This window comes from Ancylobacter lacus (assembly GCF_018390635.1).
GTDB lineage: Bacteria > Pseudomonadota > Alphaproteobacteria > Rhizobiales > Xanthobacteraceae > Ancylobacter > Ancylobacter lacus.
This window is the reverse complement of the sequence record NZ_JAHBGE010000072.1, coordinates 163,188-181,415: the sequence shown is the minus strand read 5'-3', so window position 1 is coordinate 181,415 and position 18,228 is coordinate 163,188. Positions and strand designations below refer to the sequence as shown.

Below are 18,228 nucleotides of genomic sequence, written 5' to 3'. Positions count from 1 at the left end.
TCCGTCGGTCAGTAAGGCGAATGTTGTTGACTGCTCGTCCAGGAATTCAGGCCGACGCTCACGCGTACTTGGCCTGAACCTCCTGAGCGACGTTCGACGGCACCTGCTCGTAGTGGTCGAACTGCATGGTGAAAGTCGCGCGGCCCTGGCTGAAGGAACGCAGCGTGTTGACGTAGCCGAACATGTTGGCAAGCGGCACCATCGCGTTGATGACGTTCGCGTTGCCCCGCATGTCCTGGCCCTGGATCTGGCCGCGGCGGGAATTCAGGTCGCCGATGACCGAGCCGGTGTAGTCTTCGGGCGTCACCACCTCGACCTTCATGATCGGCTCGAGCAGGACGGCACCGCCCTTCTGCAGAGCCTCGCGGAAGGCCGCGCGGGACGCGATTTCGAAGGCGAGCGCCGACGAGTCGACTTCGTGGTAGGCACCGTCGATCAGCGTCACCTTGACGTCGACCACCGGGAAGCCCGCCAGCACGCCGGAACCCAGCACGCTCTCGAGGCCCTTGGTCACGCCGGGGATATACTCCTTCGGCACCGCGCCACCGACGATGGCGCTGTCGAACGCGAAGCCCTTGCCGACCTCGTTCGGCTCGACCGTGAACTTCACCCGGGCGAACTGGCCGGTACCGCCGGTCTGCTTCTTGTGGGTGTAATCGATCTCGGTCTTGCGGGTGATCGTCTCGCGATAGGCCACCTGCGGCGCGCCGATGTTGGCGTCGACCTTGTAGGTCCGCTTCAGGATGTCGACCTTGATGTCGAGGTGCAGTTCGCCCATCCCCTTGAGGATGGTCTGGCCGCTCTCGTGATCGGTGGACACGCGGAAGGACGGGTCCTCGGCGGCCAGCTTCGACAGGGCGATGCCCAGCTTCTCCTGGTCGGCCTTCGACTTCGGCTCGATCGCGATCTCGATGACGGGTTCCGGGAACTCCATCTTCTCGAGGATCACGGGCTTCGCCGGATCGCACAGCGTGTCGCCGGTGCGGACTTCCTTGAGGCCGGCCAGGGCGACGATGTCGCCGGCATAGGCCTCCTTGATGTCCTCGCGGTTGTTCGCGTGCATCAGCAGCATCCGGCCGACACGCTCGCGCTTGTCGCGCGTCGAGTTCAGCAGGCCCATGCCGGTCTCGAGCTTGCCCGAGTAGACGCGGCAGAAGGTGATGGTGCCGACGAAGGGGTCGTCCATGATCTTGAAGGCGAGGACCGACAGCGGCTCGGAGTCCGACGGCTTGCGGTCGGTCTCTTCCTCGGTGTTGAAGTCGATGCCCTTGATCGCGCCGCGATCGATCGGCGACGGCAGGAAATCCACGACCGCGTCGAGCAGGGGCTGCACGCCCTTGTTCTTGAAGGCCGAGCCGCAGAACACCGGGTTGAACACGCGGCCGATGACGGCCTTGCGGATCAGCGCCTTCAGGGTCGCCTCGTCCGGCTCGATGCCTTCGAGGTAGTTCGTCAGCGCCTCGTCGTCGAGCTCGACCGCTGCCTCGATCAGCTTGCCGCGATACTCGACGGCCTTCTCGGCGAGATCGGCCGGGATTTCCTCGTCGTGGTACTTCGCGCCCAGCTCTTCATTGTCCCAGACGACCGCCTTCATGCGGACGAGATCGATCACGCCCTTGAAGTTGGACTCGGAACCGATCGGGAGCTGGCAGCACACCGGGTTGCCGGCGACGCGATCCACGATCATGTCGACGCAGCGATAGAAATCCGCGCCGGTCTTGTCCATCTTGTTGACGAACACGATGCGGGGAACGTTGTACTTGTCGGCCTGGCGCCACACCGTCTCGGTCTGCGGCTCCACACCCTGGTTGCCGTCGAGCACGCACACCGCACCATCCAGCACGCGCAGCGAACGCTCGACCTCGATGGTGAAGTCGACGTGGCCGGGCGTGTCGATGATGTTCAGACGCTTGCCGTGCCAGAACGCGGTCGTCGCGGCCGACGTGATCGTGATGCCGCGCTCCTGCTCCTGGGTCATCCAGTCCATGGTGGCGGCGCCGTCATGGACTTCGCCGATCTTGTGGCTCTTGCCCGTGTAGTAGAGGATCCGCTCGGTGGTCGTGGTCTTGCCGGCATCAATGTGGGCCATGATGCCGAAGTTGCGGTAGTCCTCGATGGCATGCGTGCGCGACATGTCAGTTCCTCGTCCCGGCTTTCGTCATCACCAGCGATAGTGAGAGAAGGCGCGGTTCGCCTCCGCCATACGATGGGTGTCTTCACGCTTCTTCACCGCGGTGCCGCGGTTGTTGGAAGCGTCCAGCAGCTCGCCCGACAGGCGCTCCACCATGGTCTTCTCGTTGCGGGCACGCGCCGCGGTGATGAGCCAGCGGATGGCGAGAGCCTGCCGGCGCTCCGGGCGGACTTCGACCGGAACCTGGTAGGTCGCGCCGCCGACGCGGCGGGAGCGCACCTCGATCGAGGGGCTCACATTGTCGAGAGCCTGCGTGAAGACCCCGAGCGGCTCCGCCTTCGCGCGGGTCTCGACGATGTCGAGCGCGCCGTACACGATGGTTTCGGCAACCGACTTCTTGCCGTCATACATGACGGCGTTCATGAACCGGCTCAGCACTTCGCTGCCGAACTTCGGATCCGGGGTGACTTCGCGACGCTCTGCGCGGTGACGACGGGACATCGTTCAGATCCTCACTTCGGCCGCTTGGCGCCGTACTTCGAACGGCGCTGCTTACGATTCTTGACGCCCTGGGTGTCGAGCACGCCACGCAGGATGTGGTAGCGAACGCCCGGAAGGTCCTTCACGCGGCCGCCGCGGATCATCACCACGGAGTGCTCCTGAAGGTTGTGGCCTTCACCCGGGATATAACCAATGACTTCATAGCCATTGGTCAGGCGAACCTTGGCCACCTTACGAAGCGCCGAGTTCGGCTTCTTCGGGGTGGTGGTGTAAACGCGGGTGCAAACACCACGCTTCTGCGGGCTGGCCTGCAGCGCCGGAACCTTGTTCCGGGCCTTCTGGGCTTCCCGCGGCTTGCGGATCAGCTGGTTGATCGTCGGCACGTCTCTCGCCTTCGTCTCTGTTGCGACGGGAGCAAGCCCCGCGCGAACCCATTTCCGCGGCCGCAACCGCATTCAGTTTTCGTCGGTCCGGAACGGGCACGACCTGCATGCCCTGACATGTCCAGCATGGCTACGAACGAAATAAGCGCCGCCGGCCGGAAGCCGAGGGCGCTGCACGTTCAGAGGATCACGCCATGTGCCTTGCGGCCCGGCGGCGCGATCATGCGCCTGCTTTGGTCATGCTTGCGTTCCGGCAGCGTCTCAGCGTTCTCTGTCCGGACTGGGCGCCCGAACACGGCAACACTGACTGGCCTGCCGCGAAAGTCCCGGCCTTCTACGTGGCGACTCGGTAGAAGTCAACCCCGTTCGTTACCGGAACGACATGAGGGACGGCCGCTCGCCCGATTCCGGGCGGGGTCCGGGCGCCGCCGACCCTCGTGTCGACCGCGCCATCCTCATCGGGGCACGGAAGGGGCCTGCAGCCCCTGCAGCGGCCGCGCTACGGCACCGGCGGGGGTACCGCGGGCGATCGCCGGAACATGCCACGGGTGCGTCTCCCGGGGCACAGAGGTGACAGCCGGCAACCGATACGCCGTTTGTCCCTGTCCCAGCTACTGCAGCCACCTTACCGAATCGTTACCGGGGGAACGGCGGCTCGGCGCCGGAAGAACACGCCGCAGGTGTCGCCCATCCCGGTCGGCGCCGGCGACCCGAGCTGGCCCCGCCGGGACAGGCGCCCTCCCCTAACCCAAAAACAAGAGGCCGCCCCGGCAAGGGGCGGCCTCTCTCATCGACATGCCGATCGGCGACAGCGCGGAAGCGGCGTCACTCCGCGGCGGCGGGGCCTTCGATCGCCGGCGCCGAGGTGTCCACGTCCTGCTCGTTCTGGGCGAGGATGAGGTCGTCGCGGGTCGTCGCGGTCACGCGAAGCTTCGCCATCTGGGCGCCGGTGCCGGCCGGGATCAGCCGGCCGACGATGACGTTCTCCTTCAGGCCGCCGAGGTCGTCGGTCTTGCCGTTGACCGCGGCCTCCGTCAGCACCCGCGTCGTCTCCTGGAAGGAGGCGGCGGAGATGAAGGAGCGCGTCTGCAGGCTCGCCTTGGTGATGCCGAGCAGAACCGGGTGACCGGACGCGGGCTTCTTGCCCTCGGCGATCATGGCCGTGTTGATCTCGTCGAGCTCGCTGACGTCGACCTGCTCGTTGGTGAGCAGCTCGGTGTCACCGGCGTCGTCGATCTCGACCTTCTGCAGCATCTGGCGAACGATCACCTCGATGTGCTTGTCGTTGATGAGCACGCCCTGCAGCCGGTAGACCTCCTGGATCTCGTTGACGAGATAGGCGGCGAGTTCCTCGACGCCCTTGATGGCCAGGATGTCGTGCGGCGCCGGGTTGCCGTCGACGATGAAGTCACCCTTCTCGACGAGGTCGCCATCCTGCAGATGGATGTGCTTGCCCTTCGGGATGAGGTACTCGACCTGATCGTCGTTGGAGTCCTGCGGCTCAATGGTGACGCGGCGCTTGTTCTTGTAGTCCTTGCCGAAGCGGATGGTGCCGGCGATTTCGGCGATGATCGCCGCATCCTTCGGCCGCCGCGCCTCGAACAGCTCCGCCACCCGCGGCAGACCGCCGGTGATGTCGCGGGTCTTGGCGCTTTCCATCGGCACGCGGGCGAGCACGTCGCCGGCCCGGGTCGTGGAGCCCGGATCGACCGAGATGATCGCCTCGACCGGCAGCGCGTAGCGGGCCTCGCCGCCACGCGCCAGCTTGGCCGGCTTGCCGTCCGAGCCGCGCACGACGATGGCCGGACGCAGCTCGGTGCCGCGACCCGTCCGCCAGTCGGTGACGACGCGCTTGGCGATGCCGGTCGATTCGTCGACCGACTCGCTCATGGACGCGCCTTCGACCAGATCCTCGAAGCCGACGGTGCCGTCGACCTCGGTCAGGATCGGGCGGGTGTAGGGGTCCCACTCCGCGATGCGCTGGCCGCGCTTGATGGAGTCGCCCTCATCCACCTTCAGCTTGGCGCCGAACTGGATGCGGTGCACCGCGCGCTCCGTCGTCCCGTCGTGATCGACGATGACGACCGAGAGGTTGCGGCTCATCGCGATCAGCTCGCCGTCCGAGTTGCGGGCGACGTTGCGGTTGCGGATGCGCACGCTGCCTTCGAAGTTCGATTCCACGAAGGAGGAATCCGCCAGCGTGGCGGCGCCGCCGATGTGGAAGGTGCGCATGGTCAGCTGCGTACCCGGCTCGCCGATCGACTGGGCGGCGATGACGCCCACGGCCTCACCCATGTTCACCGGCGTGCCGCGCGCGAGGTCGCGGCCGTAGCAGGTGCCGCACACGCCGTTCTTGGCTTCGCAGGTCAGAACCGAGCGGATCTTGATCTCCTGGATGCCCGACTTGGTGATGCGCTCGACATCAGCCTCCTCGATCATCCGCCCGGTCGGGACGATGACGTTGCCGGTCGCCGGCTCAATCACGTCTTCCGCCGCGGTACGGCCCAGGACGCGCGAGCCGAGCGAGGCCACGATCTGGCCCGCATCGACGATGGCGCGCATCTTGATGCCGTTGGAGCTGCCGCAATCCACGGTCGTGATGATGCTGTCCTGCGCCACGTCGACCAGTCGACGGGTCAGGTAGCCCGAATTCGCGGTCTTCAGGGCGGTGTCGGCGAGGCCCTTGCGGGCGCCGTGGGTGGAGTTGAAGTACTCCAGAACCGACAGGCCTTCCTTGAAGTTCGAGATGATCGGGCTCTCGATGATCTCGCCCGAGGGCTTGGCCATCAGGCCGCGCATGGCGGCGAGCTGGCGCATCTGGGCCGGCGAACCGCGCGCCCCCGAGTGCGACATCATGTAGATCGAGTTGATCTGCTTGTCCCGGCCGGTCTTGGGGTCTTTCTTGACCGACGAGATTTCGCGCATCATCTCCTCGGCGATGCGATCAGTGCACTTGCCCCACGCATCGACGACCTTGTTGTACTTCTCGCCCTGGGTGATCAGGCCGTCATTGTACTGCTGCTCGTACTCCTTCGTCAGGGTACGGGTTTCCTCCACCAGCTCCCACTTCTTGGCGGGGACGACCATGTCGTCCTTGCCGAAGGAGATGCCGGCGCGGAAGGCGTTGTGGAAGCCCAGCGACATGATCCGGTCGCAGAAGATGACCGTCTCCTTCTGACCGCAGTGGCGGTAGACGGTGTCGATCATGTTCGAGATTTCCTTCTTCGTCATCAGCTTGTTGACGACGTCGAAGGGAGTCTTGACCGTCTTCGGCAGCAGCTCGCCGAGCTTCATCCGGCCCGGGGTGGTCTCGTAGATCTTCGAGGCGGGGTTGCCGTTCTCATCCACGCCGACATAGCGCCCGCGCACCTTGGTGTGCAGGGTGATGACCTTCGCCGCGAGCGCGTGGTCGATCTCGCCCATATTGGCGAAGGCCATGCCCTCGCCGGGCTCGCCGTCGCGCATCATGGTGAGGTAGTAGAGGCCCAGCACGATGTCCTGCGAGGGCACGATGATCGGCGCGCCGTTCGCGGGGTGCAGGATGTTGTTGGTCGACATCATCAGGACGCGCGCCTCGAGCTGCGCCTCGATGGACAGCGGCACGTGCACCGCCATCTGGTCGCCGTCGAAGTCCGCGTTGAAGGCGGCGCAGACCAGCGGGTGAAGCTGGATCGCCTTGCCCTCGATGAGGGTCGGCTCGAACGCCTGGATGCCGAGCCGGTGCAGGGTCGGCGCGCGGTTCAGCATCACCGGATGCTCGCGGATCACCTCGTCGAGGATGTCCCACACCTCGGGACGCTCCTTCTCGACGAGCTTCTTCGCCTGCTTCACGGTCGCGCTCAGGCCCTTCGCGTCGAGACGCGAATAGATGAAGGGCTTGAACAGCTCCAGCGCCATCTTCTTCGGCAGGCCGCACTGGTGCAGCTTCAGCTCGGGACCCACCACGATCACCGAACGGCCGGAATAGTCGACGCGCTTGCCGAGCAGGTTCTGGCGGAAGCGGCCCTGCTTGCCCTTGAGCATGTCGGCGAGCGACTTCAGCGGGCGCTTGTTGGCGCCCGTGATGACGCGGCCGCGGCGACCATTGTCGAACAGCGCATCGACCGCTTCCTGAAGCATGCGCTTCTCGTTGCGGATGATGATGTCCGGCGCCTTCAGCTCGATCAGCCGCTTCAGGCGGTTGTTGCGGTTGATGACGCGGCGGTACAGGTCGTTGAGGTCGGACGTGGCGAAGCGGCCGCCGTCCAGCGGAACCAGCGGGCGCAGGTCCGGCGGGATGACGGGTACATGGGTCAGGATCATCCATTCCGGCTTGTTGCCGGACTGCTGGAAGGCCTCGACGATCTTCAGCCGCTTGGCGAGCTTCTTCGGCTTCAGCTCGGTGGTGGCCTCGGCGATCTCCTTGCGCAGGTTCGCCGCGATCTGCTCGAGGTCCATGCCGCGCAGAATCTCGCGGATGGCCTCCGCGCCGATCAGCGCGGTGAAGCTGTCCTCGCCATACTCTTCCTGCGCCCGCAGATAGTCCTCCTCCGAGAGGAGCTGACGCTCCTTCAGCGGGGTGAGGCCCGGCTCGATGACGCAGTAATATTCGAAGTACAGGATGCGCTCGAGGTCCTTGAGCGTCATGTCGAGCAGCAGGCCGATGCGGCTCGGCAGCGACTTCAGGAACCAGATGTGCGCGACAGGGGCGGCCAGCTCGATGTGGCCCATGCGCTCGCGGCGCACGCGCGAGAGGGTGACCTCGACGCCGCACTTCTCGCAGATAATGCCCTTGTACTTCATGCGCTTGTACTTGCCGCACAAGCACTCGTAGTCCTTGATCGGGCCGAAGATGCGCGCGCAGAACAGGCCATCACGCTCCGGCTTGAACGTCCGGTAGTTGATGGTTTCCGGCTTCTTGATCTCGCCGAAAGACCACGACGCGATCTTCTCCGGGCTCGCGATCGAGATCTTGATCTGATCGAACGTGGGCGCGGGAGCTGCCGGATTGAAGAGATTCATCACCTCTTGATTCATCGCCGTCTCCTTCGGCTCGGACACCGCGCCCGCCGCCATGGGCTTTCAGTGTCGCTGGAAAAAGTCTGTGTGACGCAATGATGGATGCGGACGCCGCCGGCGCCCGCATCCTGTCGACGTCTATCGGGTCACTCGGCCGCCGGCAGGCTTTCGCCGGCGCCGGGAACCGCGGAAAGGGTCTTCGAGTTCATCAATTCGACGTTGAGACCGAGCGACCGCATTTCCTTGACGAGCACGTTGAAGCTCTCGGGAATGCCGGCCTCGAAGGTATCGTCGCCGCGCACGATGGCTTCGTAGACCTTGGTGCGACCGGCCACGTCGTCCGACTTCACCGTGAGCATCTCCTGCAGCGTATAGGCCGCGCCATACGCCTCGAGCGCCCACACCTCCATCTCGCCGAAGCGCTGCCCGCCGAACTGCGCCTTGCCGCCCAGCGGCTGCTGGGTGACGAGGGAGTACGGGCCGATGGACCGCGCGTGGATCTTGTCGTCGACCAGGTGGTGCAGCTTCAGCATGTAGATGTAGCCGACGGTCACCTTTCGATCGAACTCCTCGCCGGTGCGGCCGTCGAACAGGGTCGACTGCGCCGAGCGGTCGAGACCCGCCAGCTCCAGCATGCGCTCGATGTCCGCCTCGCGGGCGCCATCGAACACCGGGGTGGCGATGGGAACACCGCGCCGCAGGTTCGACCCCAGCTCGACCAGACCTTCCTCGTCGAGCGAGGAGACGGTCTCGTCATCGCCATAGACCTTGCCGAACGCGTCCTTCAGGGGAGCGATATCGTGCGTCGCCTTGTAGGCTTCAACCGCACGGTCGATCACCTTGCCGAGACCGGCACAGGCCCAGCCCAGATGCGTCTCCAGAATCTGGCCGACATTCATCCGGCTCGGCACGCCGAGCGGGTTGAGCACCATGTCGACCGGGGTGCCGTCCTCGAGGAACGGCATGTCCTCGACCGGGACGATGCGCGAGACCACGCCCTTGTTGCCGTGACGGCCGGCCATCTTGTCGCCCGGCTGGATCTTGCGCTTCACCGCGATGAAGACCTTCACCATCTTCATCACGCCGGGCGGCAGCTCGTCGCCGCGCTGCAGCTTCTCGACCTTGTCGAGGAAGCGCTGCTCCAGCCGCTTCTTCGACTCGTCGTACTGGTTGCGCATGGCCTCCAGCTCGCCCATGAGCTGGTCGTCCGCCACCGCGAACTGCCACCACTGGCTGCGCGGATACTCCGCCAGAACCGACCGGGTCAGCGCGGTCTCCTTGCGGAAGCCCTTCGGGCCGCTGACGCCGACCTTGCCGTCCAGCATCTCGGCGAGACGGCCGAACACGTTACGATCGAGGATCGCCTGCTCGTCGTCGCGGTCCTTGGCAAGACGCTCGATCTCCTCGCGCTCGATCGCCTGGGCGCGCTCGTCCTTGTCGACGCCGTGGCGGTTGAACACCCGGACCTCGACCACCGTGCCGGTGACGCCCGGAGGAACGCGCAGCGAGGTGTCGCGCACGTCGGCCGCCTTCTCGCCGAAGATGGCGCGCAGCAGCTTCTCCTCAGGCGTCATCGGGCTCTCGCCCTTCGGCGTGATCTTGCCGCAGAGGATGTCGCCCGCCTGAACCTCGGCACCGATATAGACGATGCCGGCTTCGTCGAGATTCTTCAGCGCCTCTTCCGAGACGTTCGGAATGTCGCGGGTGATTTCCTCCGGCCCGAGCTTGGTGTCGCGGGCCATCACCTCGAATTCCTCGATATGGATCGAGGTGAAGATGTCGCCCTTCGAGATGTTCTCGGACAGAAGGATGGAGTCCTCGAAGTTGTAGCCGTTCCACGGCATGAAGGCGACGAGGATGTTCCGGCCGAGCGCGAGGTCGCCGAGGTCGGTCGAGGGACCGTCCGCGATGATGTCGCCCTTCTTCACCCAATCGCCGACACGCACCAGCGGACGCTGGTTGATGCAGGTGGACTGGTTGGAGCGCTGGAACTTCTGCAGGCGGTAGATGTCGACGCCCGACTTCGAGGGGTCGTTGTCCTCGGTCGCGCGGATGACGATGCGGGTGGCGTCCACCTGGTCGATGATGCCGGTGCGGCGGGCCGCGATCGCCGCGCCGGAGTCGCGGGCGACGACCGACTCCATGCCGGTGCCGACGAAGGGCGCGTCGGCGCGAACCAGCGGCACCGCCTGGCGCTGCATGTTCGAGCCCATCAGCGCGCGGTTGGCGTCGTCGTTCTCAAGGAACGGGATCAGCGCCGCGGCCACCGAGACGAGCTGCTTGGGCGACACGTCCATGAAGTCGACGCGGTCCGGAGTCACCAGCAGCACGTCGCCGGCATGACGGCAGACGATCAGGTCCTCGACGAAGCGGCCTTCGCCGTCGAGCGGGATGTTCGCCTGGGCGACGTAGTACTTCCCCTCCTCCATGGCGGAGAGATAGACCACCTCGTCCTGCACCTGGCTCTCGCGGACCCGGCGATACGGCGCTTCGATGAAGCCGTACTTGTTCACGCGGGCGAAGGTCGCCAGCGAGTTGATCAGGCCGATGTTCGGGCCTTCCGGCGTCTCGATCGGGCAGATGCGGCCATAGTGGGTCGGGTGCACGTCGCGCACCTCGAAGCCGGCGCGCTCGCGCGTCAGGCCGCCCGGACCCAGCGCCGAGAGACGACGCTTGTGCGTGATCTCCGACAGCGGGTTGGTCTGGTCCATGAACTGGGAGAGCTGCGAGGAACCGAAGAACTCGCGCACCGCCGCCGCCACCGGCTTGGCGTTGATGAGGTCCTGCGGCATCACGGTGTCGATGTCGACCGAGGACATACGTTCCTTGATCGCACGCTCCATGCGCAGCAGGCCGACGCGGTACTGGTTCTCCATGAGCTCGCCGACGGAACGGACGCGGCGGTTGCCGAGATGGTCGATGTCGTCGATCTCGCCCTTGCCGTCGCGCAGCTCCACCAGCGTCTTGATGACCGCCAGGATGTCGTCGCGGCGCAGCACGCGCACGGTGTCCGGGCAGTCGAGATCAAGGCGCATGTTCATCTTCACGCGGCCGACCGCGGAAAGGTCGTAGCGCTCGGAATCGAAGAACAGCGAGTGGAACATCGCCTGCGCGGAATCGAGCGTCGGCGGCTCGCCCGGGCGCATCACACGGTAGATGTCGAACAGCGCGTCCTCGCGCGTCATGTTCTTGTCGACCGCCAGCGTGTTGCGGATATAGGCGCCCACATTGACGTGGTCGATCTCGAGAACCGGCACCTCGTCATAGCCGATGTCGGCGAGCAGCTTCAGCGTCTTCTCGGTGATCTCGTCGCCGGCTTCGACATAGATCTCGCCCGTCTGCATGTTGACGAGGTCTTCGGCGATGTACTGGCCGACCATCTCGTCGTCGCCGATGCGCAGCGCCTTGAGGCCCTTCTCGGCGAGCTGGCGCGCCTGGCGGACGGTGATCTTCTTGCCGGCCTCGATCACGATCTCGCCGGTGTCGGCGTCAACAAGGTCGGCAACCGCCTTGTAGCCCTTCATCCGCTTGGGATCGAACGGCATGCGCCAGCCGTCCTTCGTCCGCGAGAAGGTGATGGTGTTGTAGAAGGTGTTGAGGATCTCCTCGCCGTCGAGGCCGAGGGCGAAGAGCAGGCTGGTGACGGGAATCTTGCGGCGACGGTCGATGCGCGCGAACACGATGTCCTTGGCGTCGAACTCGATGTCCAGCCAGGAACCGCGATAGGGGATGATGCGGGCGGCGAACAGCAGCTTGCCCGAGGAGTGCGTCTTGCCCTTGTCGTGGTCGAAGAACACGCCCGGCGAACGGTGCATCTGCGAGACGATGACGCGCTCGGTCCCGTTCACGATAAAGGTGCCGTTCGAGGTCATGAGCGGGATGTCGCCCATGTAGACGTCCTGCTCCTTGATGTCCTTGACGGACTTGGAGCCGGTGTCGGGATCGACATCGAACACGATGAGACGCAGGGTGACCTTCAGCGGCGCGGCGAAGGTCATGCCACGCTGCCGGCATTCATCGACGTCGTACTTCGGCGGCTCGAACTCGTAGCGCACGAACTCCAGCATGGCCGCGCCAGCGAAATCCGAGATCGGGAAGACGGACTTGAAAACCGCCTGAATGCCGTCGTCGTCGCGCCCGCCCTTCGGCTCCTGGATCTGCAGGAACTGGTCGTAGGATGCCTTCTGAACCTCGATGAGGTTCGGCATCTCCGCCACTTCCTGGATCTTGCCGAAAAACTTGCGGACCCGCTTACGACCGGTGAACGTCTGCGCCATGTCGATCCTCGCTCCGTCCGAGTGTTCCGTCCGCGCGCCCTTGACCCGCCGCTGGATCAAGGGACCGCATGAGCACCGCCCGGCCCGGGACGGAAGGCGGCCCGCCCTCCGTTCGGCCCTGCACGGCGTCTGACGGCTCGCCGGGCGACCGCGGCCTTGGCCTCCGGTCGCCGGGAGAACCGTCAGGGTCCTCCATTGCCGCCGGACGCATCGCCCGACGGAACGGGGACGCCGCTGACGCGGCGCCCCCGAAACGTGTCAGATCACTTAAGCTCGACCTTGGCGCCGGCCTTCTCGATCTGCGCCTTGATCTTCTCGGCCTCTTCCTTCGTCACGCCTTCCTTGACGGGCTTGGGAGCGGCTTCGACGAGGTCCTTGGCTTCCTTGAGGCCCAGGCCGGTGATGGCGCGGACTTCCTTGATGACCTCGATCTTCTTGTCGCCGGCGGCAGCCAGAACGACGGTGAACTCGGTCTGCTCTTCCACCGGGGCGGCGGCGGCAGCGCCGGGGGCAGCGGCCACGGCCACAGCGGCGGCAGCGGAAACGCCCCACTTCTCCTCGAGGAGCTTCGCGAGCTCGGCGGCCTCGAGAACGGTGAGGTTGGACAGCTCGTCAACGAGCTTCGACAGGTCAGCCATTTTACCTAAGTCCTTGGATTTTGGTTCGAACCAGTATTACCGGGAAAGCCTCACGCGGCTTCGTTCTCTTTGGCATAGGCCCCGAACACGCGGGCGAGCTTCGCCGCCGGCGCGGTGGTGAGCTGGGCGATCTTGGTCGCCGGGGCCTGGATGAGGCCGACCAGCTTGCCGCGCAGTTCATCGAGGGACGGCAGCGTGGCCAGAGCCTTCACGCCGTCCACATTGAGGGCCGTCTTGCCCATCGCGCCGCCAAGGATGACGAACTTGTCGTTCGCCTTGGCAAACTCGACGGCAACCTTCGGCGCCGCAACGGGATCGCTGGAATAGGCGATCACGGTCGGGCCCTTCAGCAGGGCACCGACATGTGCGACGTCCGAACCTTCGAGAGCGATCTTCGCGAGGCGGTTCTTGGCCACCTTCACGGTCGCGCCGCTCGCCTTCATCTGCTGACGCAGCTTGGACATCTGAGCGACGGTGAGACCGGAATAGTGGGCCACGACAACGACCGACGTGTTCTGGAACACATCGGCGAGCGTCGTGACGAGCTCTTCTTTTTGAGCGCGATCCACTTCTCTTGCTCTCCGGTGGCGGAAGGATGGGAACCCTCCGCCGGTTTGCGCCTTGCCGGCCCGCCGGGAGGCGGGACGACGGGTGAATATCCTGTCCCCTTGGGTCCGAAGCGATCCGGCCAAGGCGCTGGTTCGAGCCGAAATTCAAGAGCCGTCCTGGGACGGCACAAGCACTGCGGTCGTACCCCGTCTATGCAGGCCCCGGTCGGGATTACGCCGCGCCCCGGAGGGCTTGGCACCTGCAGTCTCGGACAGGACTTAGGCCGGCAGGGCGAACCCTACCGGCCCCTTCGTCCGGGTTGGCGGACGAAAGCCTGGAATGTCATCAGCTCCGCTCAAACGAGTCAGAGCGAAACCTGCGATATAGAGGTTAACAGGGGACTTGTCAGCCCCCTCTTCGCATCGGGGGGTTGACAATTCCGCATACGCGCCGGTCACGCCTCCGCGACCGGCGCGGCTCCGGCATCACGCCGGCGACAGCACCGAGCTGGTGTCGACCTTCACGCCGGGGCCCATGGTCGAGGACACCGCGATGCGCTGGACATAGGTGCCCTTGGCGCCGGTGGGCTTCGCCCGAACCACGGCATCGGCGAAGGCGCGGATGTTCTCGGCGAGCTTGTCGACCGGGAACGAGGCCTTGCCGATACCGGCGTGGATGATGCCGGCCTTCTCGACGCGGAATTCGACCGCGCCGCCCTTGGCCGCCTCGACGGCGCCCTTGACGTCCATGGTCACGGTGCCGACCTTCGGGTTCGGCATCAGGCCGCGCGGGCCGAGGATCTTGCCGAGACGACCGACCAGCGGCATCAGGTCCGGGGTCGCGATGCAGCGATCGAACTCGATGGTGCCACCCTGGATCGTCTCCAGCAGGTCTTCGGCGCCCACGATGTCGGCACCGGCCGCCTTGGCCTCGTCGGCCTTGGCGCCGCGAGCGAACACCGCGACCCGCACGGTACGGCCGGAGCCGTTGGGCAGGTTGCACACGCCGCGGACCATCTGGTCGGCATGGCGCGGGTCGACGCCGAGGTTGATCGCCACCTCGATGGTCTCGTCGAACTTGGCGTTGGCCCGGTCCTTCACGAGCCCGAGAGCCTCGTCGAGGCCATAGAGCTTCGCCCGGTCGATACCCTCGCGGGTAGCCTGGACACGCTTCGCAATCTTGGCCATCAGATCAACCCACCACCTCGAGGCCCATCGAACGGGCGGAGCCTTCGATCATGCGGACCGCCGACTCGACGGTGTCGCAGTTCAGATCCTTCATCTTCTTCTCGGCGATCTCGCGCATCTGTTCCTGCGAGATCTTGCCGATGAAGCCCTTGCCCGGGGTCTTGTGGCCGGAGCCGGGCTTCTTCTTCGTCTGCAGGCCGGCGGCCTTCTTGAGGAAGTAGGAGACCGGGGGGGTCTTCAGCTCGAAGGTGAAGGACCGGTCCTGATACGCGGTGATCAGGACGGGGATGGGCATGCCCTTCTCCATCTGGGCGGTCTGGGCGTTGAACGCCTTGCAGAACTCCATGATGTTCAGGCCGCGCTGGCCGAGCGCAGGACCGATCGGGGGGGCGGGGTTCGCCGACCCGGCCGGCACCTGCAATTTCACATAGCCGGTGATCTTCTTTGCCATGTCTTACTCCCAGAAATGCCGGCGACCTGCCGGCGCGGGGCACGTGGTCCGGGCGATGAAGCGATTGGCGGTCGCCCCTGCCCTCCCACGACCTTTGGACCGGTCGAAACCGGCCCGTAAACGGCCGGCGAACCGGCCTGAAGCGATCAGGTCTTCTCGACCTGACCGAATTCGAGCTCCACGGGCGTGGCGCGACCGAAGATCGACACCGCCACCTTGAGGCGGGAGCGGCCTTCGTCGACCTCCTCGACCACGCCGTTGAACGACGCGAACGGGCCGTCCGACACCTTCACCGTCTCGCCGACCTCGTAGGAGATCGACGGCTTCGGGCGCTCGATGCCCTCCTGCACCTGCTGGAGGATGCGCATCGCCTCGCCCTCGGCGATCGGCATCGGCTTGTTGTCGGCGCCGAGGAAGCCGGTGACCTTCGGCGTGTTCTTGATGAGATGAAACGCCTCGTCGGTCAGGTCCATCTTCACCAGCACATAGCCGGGAAAAAACTTGCGCTCGGCGTCCACCTTGCGGCCGCGCCGCACCTCGACGACCTTCTCGGTCGGCACCAGCACCTGGTCGAACAGATCGGTAAGGCCACGCTGGGCGGCCTGTTCCTTGATCGAATCCGCGACCTTCTTCTCGAAGTTCGAATAGGCGTGGACGATGTACCAGCGCTTCGCCATGGCTCTCACCGCCCGATCTGCAGGAGCTGCGCCACCGCGAAGCTCAGAATCTGGTCCGCGACCAGAAAGAAGAGCGAGGCGACAACCACCATGACGAACACCATCGCCGTCGTGATCAGGGTCTCGCGACGGGTCGGCCAGGTCACCTTTCGCGCTTCGGCGCGGACCTGCTGGAAGAACTCGACCGGATTCGTCTTCGCCATGCTCGTCTCGAAACGCCCATAGCGCGGGAACACGCCCCCGCGCTTTCCTGTCAGTCAATGAGGCAGGGCGGGCCTATAGCCTGCTAAACCCGTCGCGTAAAGGGTCGCGTGACTGTGGCCGTCCGCCTCCCGCGCCGGCTGGCGGCGTGAGTGGCAGGAGTGGAGGGACTCGAACCCCCAACCCCCGGTTTTGGAGACCGGTGCTCTAACCAGTTGAGCTACACTCCTACAGCCCGCGAAGCAGGCGGCGCTCTTCCTAGAGTTCCGCCGCACCGATGTAAAGGGGATGCGGCGCGGGAGACGGCTCACTCCACAGGCCCGGATGCCGGCGGCATCTCCACGGCCGGCACTTCGCGGCGCTTGGGCCGGGGCGACAGGACGCACTCCCGATTCGCGCCGGTGCCGGGCGCGTTCTCGAAGGTGCAACGACTGTCCGGCGGGTTGCCACAGACCCGATAAAGGTGCCGAAAGCCGACGCACTGGCCATCGGGGCCGCGATAGCCCGGCCCGCCCTTGCAGCCGCAGCCCCGGCACGGCGGGTGGTCCGGGCATTCCGCATGGAGCGGCACGATGCCAGCCGCCAACAGCAGCAGGGCGAAACCGAGGGCGCGGCGGCGGCACCGGCTGGCTCCGGGCATGGCGCCCCCCAATTGACGCGATTCGCCGGCGGGCCATCCGCTGCCGCCGGCACGCGCTCGCATCCTGCCGCGACACCCGCCCCTCAGGGCACGCCGCGCAAAAGAAAAGGAGCGCCCGGATGGGGCGCTCCTTCATGAAACGGTGACGGAAGCGGCCGTAGCCGCCGGATCACTCGATGATCGAGGCGACGACGCCGGCGCCGACGGTGCGGCCGCCTTCACGGATGGCGAAGCGCAGCTTCTCTTCCATCGCGATCGGCACGATCAGCGCCACGTCCACCGTGATGTTGTCGCCCGGCATCACCATTTCCGTGCCTTCCGGCAGCGTCACGATGCCGGTCACGTCCGTCGTCCGGAAGTAGAACTGCGGGCGGTAGTTCGTGAAGAACGGGGTGTGACGCCCGCCCTCTTCCTTCGTCAGGATGTACGCCTCGGCCTTGAACTTGGTGTGCGGCTTCACCGAACCCGGCTTGCACACGACCTGGCCGCGCTCAACGTCCTCGCGCTTGGTGCCGCGCAGCAGCACGCCGACATTGTCGCCCGCCTGGCCCTGGTCCAGCAGCTTGCGGAACATCTCGACGCCGGTCACCGTCGTCTTCACCGTCGGACGGATGCCGACGATCTCGACTTCCTCGCCAACCTTGATGATCCCGCGCTCGACGCGGCCCGTCACCACCGTGCCGCGGCCCGAGATCGAGAACACGTCCTCGATCGGCATCAGGAACGGCAGGTCGATCGGGCGCTCCGGCTGCGGGATGTAGGCGTCGACCGCCTTCATCAGCTCGAGGATCGCGTCATGGCCGAGCTTGGCATCGCCATTCTCAAGCGCCACCAGCGCCGAACCGCGGATGATCGGGATGTCGTCGCCCGGGAAGTCGTACTTCGACAGCAGCTCGCGAACCTCGAGCTCGACCAGCTCGAGAAGCTCCTCGTCGTCGACCATGTCGCACTTGTTCAGGAACACCACCAGCGCGGGAACGCCGACCTGGCGGGCCAGAAGGATGTGCTCGCGGGTCTGCGGCATCGGGCCGTCCGCCGCCGAAACCACAAGGATCGCACCGTCCATCTGCGCCGCGCCCGTGATCATGTTCTTCACGTAGTCGGCGTGGCCGGGGCAGTCCACATGCGCGTAGTGACGGTTCGGCGTCTCGTACTCGACATGCGCCGTCGAGATCGTGATGCCGCGCGCCTTCTCTTCCGGCGCCTTGTCAATCTGGTCGTAAGCGGTGAACGTCGCGCCGCCCGCCTCGGCCAAAACCTTCGTGATCGCTGCCGTCAGCGACGTCTTGCCATGGTCAACATGGCCAATCGTGCCAATGTTGCAGTGCGGCTTCGAACGGTTGAATTTCTCTTTGGCCATAGCTCGTTTCCTTCAGGCGACACATCGAGCCGCAAAATCGGGGCGTGGGATAGGCGGTTTCCGGCGCTTTCGCAAGTGCCCCGCGGCAATGGCCGCGCCCTTGTCGAGGCCGTCGCGCGCCGGGGGCGCCGACCGGGCGAATCACGGTGCCGGCGCGGCGCCCCTGCCGGTCCGGTCCGGTGGAAGCCCAATTCCGTCGCCGGCCAGATCGATCAACCCCCGCGAGCGGCCAAAA

At 65.7% G+C, this 18,228-nt stretch carries 12 protein-coding genes and 1 tRNA gene; all 13 read right to left on the bottom strand.

The window, feature by feature from the left end:
• Window positions 1-58: 58 nt before the first annotated feature.
• The 13 genes from fusA to tuf all read right to left on the bottom strand — a co-directional run bounded on the left by fusA (window position 59) and on the right by tuf (window position 17,993).
• A complete protein-coding gene (gene fusA, locus KHC27_RS17975; protein ID WP_213340763.1) occupies window positions 59-2,134 on the bottom strand; it encodes an elongation factor G in 2,076 nt (691 codons plus the stop codon).
• Window positions 2,135-2,161: 27 nt separating this feature from the next.
• The gene (gene rpsG, locus KHC27_RS17970; RefSeq protein WP_213340762.1) at window positions 2,162-2,632 is read right to left on the bottom strand and encodes a 30S ribosomal protein S7; all 471 of its coding nucleotides are present in this window, start codon (window positions 2,630-2,632) and stop codon (window positions 2,162-2,164) included.
• Window positions 2,633-2,643: 11 nt separating this feature from the next.
• Window positions 2,644-3,015 (bottom strand): 30S ribosomal protein S12, encoded by a 372-nt coding sequence (rpsL, locus tag KHC27_RS17965; RefSeq protein ID WP_018390597.1) that lies wholly within the window; start codon window positions 3,013-3,015, stop codon window positions 2,644-2,646.
• A gap of 825 nt (window positions 3,016-3,840) precedes the next feature.
• A complete protein-coding gene (gene rpoC / locus KHC27_RS17960; RefSeq protein WP_213340761.1) occupies window positions 3,841-8,031 on the bottom strand; it encodes a DNA-directed RNA polymerase subunit beta' in 4,191 nt (1,396 codons plus the stop codon).
• A gap of 128 nt (window positions 8,032-8,159) precedes the next feature.
• On the bottom strand, window positions 8,160-12,290 hold the full coding sequence (gene rpoB / locus KHC27_RS17955; protein ID WP_213340760.1) for a DNA-directed RNA polymerase subunit beta: 4,131 nt from the start codon (window positions 12,288-12,290) through the stop codon (window positions 8,160-8,162).
• Between the two features lie 263 nt (window positions 12,291-12,553).
• Entirely contained in the window at window positions 12,554-12,928 is a 375-nt protein-coding gene (gene rplL, locus KHC27_RS17950; protein WP_213340759.1) for a 50S ribosomal protein L7/L12, read from the bottom strand.
• Window positions 12,929-12,978: 50 nt separating this feature from the next.
• Window positions 12,979-13,497 carry a 50S ribosomal protein L10 gene (gene rplJ, locus KHC27_RS17945; protein ID WP_213340758.1) on the bottom strand — a complete coding sequence of 173 codons (519 nt, stop codon included), beginning with the start codon at window positions 13,495-13,497 and terminating at the stop codon, window positions 12,979-12,981.
• A gap of 465 nt (window positions 13,498-13,962) precedes the next feature.
• Complete coding sequence (gene rplA / locus KHC27_RS17940; RefSeq protein WP_213340757.1) at window positions 13,963-14,664, bottom strand: 50S ribosomal protein L1; 702 nt, start codon at window positions 14,662-14,664, stop codon at window positions 13,963-13,965.
• 4 nt (window positions 14,665-14,668) lie between these two features.
• Window positions 14,669-15,115 (bottom strand): 50S ribosomal protein L11, encoded by a 447-nt coding sequence (gene rplK / locus KHC27_RS17935; RefSeq protein WP_213340756.1) that lies wholly within the window; start codon window positions 15,113-15,115, stop codon window positions 14,669-14,671.
• A 146-nt stretch (window positions 15,116-15,261) separates the two neighbouring features.
• Window positions 15,262-15,792: a transcription termination/antitermination protein NusG gene (gene nusG / locus KHC27_RS17930; protein WP_213340755.1), complete on the bottom strand. Its 531-nt coding sequence runs from the start codon at window positions 15,790-15,792 to the stop codon at window positions 15,262-15,264.
• A 5-nt stretch (window positions 15,793-15,797) separates the two neighbouring features.
• Window positions 15,798-15,995 carry a preprotein translocase subunit SecE gene (gene secE / locus KHC27_RS17925; RefSeq protein ID WP_213340754.1) on the bottom strand — a complete coding sequence of 66 codons (198 nt, stop codon included), beginning with the start codon at window positions 15,993-15,995 and terminating at the stop codon, window positions 15,798-15,800.
• 151 nt (window positions 15,996-16,146) lie between these two features.
• Window positions 16,147-16,223 (bottom strand) — tRNA-Trp (locus KHC27_RS17920).
• Between the two features lie 579 nt (window positions 16,224-16,802).
• On the bottom strand, window positions 16,803-17,993 hold the full coding sequence (gene tuf, locus KHC27_RS17915) for an elongation factor Tu (protein WP_213340753.1): 1,191 nt from the start codon (window positions 17,991-17,993) through the stop codon (window positions 16,803-16,805).
• Window positions 17,994-18,228 lie beyond the last annotated feature (235 nt).

What these genes read in the sequence shown, in the direction of transcription:
- nusG (WP_213340755.1), bottom strand. Translation starts at nt 15,792, where the DNA reads ATGGCGAAGCGCTGGTACATCGTCCACGCCTATTCGAACTTCGAGAAG.
- rplK (WP_213340756.1), bottom strand. Translation starts at nt 15,115, where the DNA reads ATGGCAAAGAAGATCACCGGCTATGTGAAATTGCAGGTGCCGGCCGGG.
- rpoB (WP_213340760.1), bottom strand. Translation starts at nt 12,290, where the DNA reads ATGGCGCAGACGTTCACCGGTCGTAAGCGGGTCCGCAAGTTTTTCGGC.
- rpoC (WP_213340761.1), bottom strand. Translation starts at nt 8,031, where the DNA reads ATGAATCAAGAGGTGATGAATCTCTTCAATCCGGCAGCTCCCGCGCCC.
- rplL (WP_213340759.1), bottom strand. Translation starts at nt 12,928, where the DNA reads ATGGCTGACCTGTCGAAGCTCGTTGACGAGCTGTCCAACCTCACCGTT.
- rplA (WP_213340757.1), bottom strand. Translation starts at nt 14,664, where the DNA reads ATGGCCAAGATTGCGAAGCGTGTCCAGGCTACCCGCGAGGGTATCGAC.
- secE (WP_213340754.1), bottom strand. Translation starts at nt 15,995, where the DNA reads ATGGCGAAGACGAATCCGGTCGAGTTCTTCCAGCAGGTCCGCGCCGAA.
- fusA (WP_213340763.1), bottom strand. Translation starts at nt 2,134, where the DNA reads ATGTCGCGCACGCATGCCATCGAGGACTACCGCAACTTCGGCATCATG.
- tuf (WP_213340753.1), bottom strand. Translation starts at nt 17,993, where the DNA reads ATGGCCAAAGAGAAATTCAACCGTTCGAAGCCGCACTGCAACATTGGC.
- rpsG (WP_213340762.1), bottom strand. Translation starts at nt 2,632, where the DNA reads ATGTCCCGTCGTCACCGCGCAGAGCGTCGCGAAGTCACCCCGGATCCG.